Here is a 2,853-nt window from a genome sequence, read left to right on the forward strand (position 1 = left end):
GCAGCCGCACGGCGAACTCCGTGCGGCCCGGCCGGGACGTGACCTCGACTGTTCCTCCGTGGGCCTCCACGATCGACTGGACAATGGACAGGCCCAATCCGCTGGTGCCCTCGGACGTCGGCGCGGCGGTCGCCGTGCCGTGACCTCCGCGGCTGCCGGAAACGGCGCCGGAGGACGAGCGTGCGGGGGCCCCGGACCCGACCCTCGCCGTCGCGACGGCAGAATCGGCGGGGACGGCTGCGGGGTTCGACGCCGGATTGGTGCGCGAGGCGTCGGCCCGGGCGAAGCGGGCGAAGACCCGGCCGATAAATTCCGGGGCGATGCCGCTGCCGTTGTCTGTCACGGTGACCACGGCACTGCCGTCAGCCGAGCGCATGACGCCCGTGACCACCTTGGTCCCGGGTTCCGTGTGCTTGCGCGCATTGGACAGCAGGTTGGCGAGGACCTGGTGAAGCTGGGTCGCATCACCGCGCACCACCACGGGCTCGTCCGGAAGTTCCAGTTGCCAGATGCGGTCCGGGGCCATGACTTTCTCATCGCTGACCGTCTCGATGGCCAGTTGGGTGAGGTCGACATCGGAGATTTTGAGCGGCTGCCCCTCGTCCAGGCGTGCCAGCAGCAGCAGGTCCTCCACGAGCGTGGTCATCCGCTCGGACTGGCTTTGCACACGGGCGAGGGACCTCTCGCCGTCGGGGGTGAAATGCTCGGTCATCCGCATCAGCTCCGTGTAGCCGCGGATGGCCGTCAGCGGCGTGCGGAGTTCGTGCGAGGCGTCGGCGACAAACTGCCGGACCTTCATCTCGCTCTCCTGCCGCGCCTCGAGAGCGTTGGAGACGTTATCCAGCATCTTGTTCAGCGCGTAGCCCACGCTGCCCACTTCCGTTCCGGGATGGGCCGCCGACGTCGGGACGCGGACCCCGAGCGCCACCTCGCCGGCGTCCAGCGGGAGACGGGAGACCTTGGTGGCGACCTCGGAGAGCTGTTCCAGCGGCTTCATGGTCCGCCGGATCAGGGCAGTTCCGGCGAGCCCGATCAGCACGAGCCCGCCTGCGGACACGACCACCATGGTCCAGACCAGGGAGGCCAGGGTGTTTTGTTTTTCTGCCAGCGGGAGTCCGGTCACGATCACGTCGCCGTACGGTGTGCGCGCGGCCGTGAGCCGGTAGGCGCCGGCCGAAAGGATGCGGTCCACGGACACGCCGCTCGGGGTGAGGGCCAGGAGGGCCTTGTTGTCGGCGGGGGAGAGGTTCTTGACCGCGCCGTCCCCGGCCAGGAATCCGGCCCTGCTGACTTCGCCGTCCACTATCCGTGCGTTAAGCGTCCCGACGCCCTGTCCCCGGGCCTCGAGGGGGTCGGGGCGCCTGCCCGAATCGTCCGAGGACGGCCGGCCGAACTCGCTCGAACGGTGCGAGGCCTGGTCCAGCTGGGTCTCGAGCTGCCGGGTGAGGAAGAGGTCCATGGAGGCGTAGCTAAACAAGCCCACAGCGCCGCAGATGGCCACGAGCAGCGCCATGGCGACCAGGACCAGCCGGGTGCGCAAATGCCACGTCGACGGGTTGCGCCAGTCGCGTCCGGGGACGCGGGTCATGCCGGAAAGTGAGGGCACGGATCAGTCCGCCGGTTTCAGGACGTACCCGGCTCCGCGCACCGTGTGGATCATGGGGGCGTGGTTGGCGTCGACCTTCTTGCGGAGGTAGGAAATGTACAGTTCCACGATGTTCGCCTGCCCGCCGAAGTCGTAGTCCCAGACGCGGTCCAGGATCTGGGCTTTGCTGATGACCCGTTTCGGGTTTTCCATGAGGTAGCGCAGCAGCTCGAACTGCGTGGCGGTCAGGTGCATTTCCTCACCGGCCCGGGTGACTTCGCGGGTGTCGACGTTGAGCACGAGGTCTCCCACCACGAGTTCGGCGGTGTCCATGGCGGCCACTCCGGAGCGCTGGACCAGCCGGTGCAGGCGCAGCAGCACCTCTTCCATGCTGAACGGCTTGGTGACGTAGTCATCGCCGCCGGCCGCCAGTCCGGTGATGCGGTCCTGAACGGCATCCTTGGCGGTGAGGAACAGCGCCGGCACCTCAGGCGCGAACACGCGGATCCTGTTCAGCAGTTCGACGCCGTCGAACCCGGGCAACATCACGTCCAGCACCAGCACGTCGGGGCGGAACTCCTTGGCGAGCCGGACGGCTCCAGGCCCGTCCTCGGCCACGGCCACGGACCAGCCGGCCATCCGCAGCCCCATGCTCATGAGCTCGGAGAGGCTGGGCTCGTCATCCACCACGAGGGCGCGGATGGGGGAGCCGTCCGGATGCGTGAGCTGGGGAAGGTTGTTGGTCATGGAGTGCGAAGTGGCCATGGGGACAACTCTCCGATCTGCCGGTTAGGCGGGGCTTTGGGGACCCTGTGCGGCACCTGTGAATCCCAGCCTAGCGAGCTGGATGCCGTTGCGGGACCGTACGGGCCGCAACGGCCATGTTCAATCCGCCCTTCCGGTCCGGCGCCAACGTCACAGGCCGGGCTGTCGGCCCGCACAGCCCAAGCACAGGATCGCTCACCACGCTGGGGTGAACACCGATCCGCACCCTAAAGGAGAAACACCATGAGCGCTCAGCATCCCGGAGCCGGTTCCGGAGCAGCCCCCGAGTCAGCCCCCGTACCCGCCCCCACGCCCACCACCGGCGCGCCAGCGGCGCCCGCGCCCGTAACCACACCCCGTACTGCCTGGCAGTTCGGCGCCGGACACACCGACGGCGGAACAGTCCAAACCGGGCACGCCGATGCCGGACACGCTGACGCCGGACAGGCTGACGCCGGACGCACCGGCGGCGGGCACTCTGACGCCGGGCGGCCGGAAGCAGG

At 68.8% G+C, this 2,853-nt stretch carries 2 protein-coding genes and 1 pseudogene; 1 reads left to right on the forward strand and 2 read right to left on the reverse strand.

What is annotated here, in order from left to right:
* Positions 1-1,588, reverse strand: a 1,588-nt coding sequence (locus Y706_RS26600) for a sensor histidine kinase (protein ID WP_043436565.1), incomplete at its 3' end; no start/stop codon positions are given.
* Between the two features lie 21 nt (positions 1,589-1,609).
* Positions 1,610-2,350: a response regulator transcription factor gene (locus Y706_RS0119580; protein WP_028277922.1), complete on the reverse strand. Its 741-nt coding sequence runs from the start codon at positions 2,348-2,350 to the stop codon at positions 1,610-1,612.
* Between the two features lie 243 nt (positions 2,351-2,593).
* Here Y706_RS0119580 and Y706_RS29450 point away from each other — a divergent pair.
* A pseudogene (locus tag Y706_RS29450) lies at positions 2,594-2,853 on the forward strand (hypothetical protein); the annotation flags it as partial.

This window comes from Arthrobacter sp. I3 (assembly GCF_000520575.1).
Lineage (GTDB): Bacteria > Actinomycetota > Actinomycetes > Actinomycetales > Micrococcaceae > Arthrobacter > Arthrobacter humicola_A.

Excerpts from the sequence above, each read along its gene's own strand:
- Y706_RS0119580 (WP_028277922.1), bottom strand. The coding sequence starts at position 2,350 with ATGGCCACTTCGCACTCCATGACCAACAACCTTCCCCAGCTCACGCAT.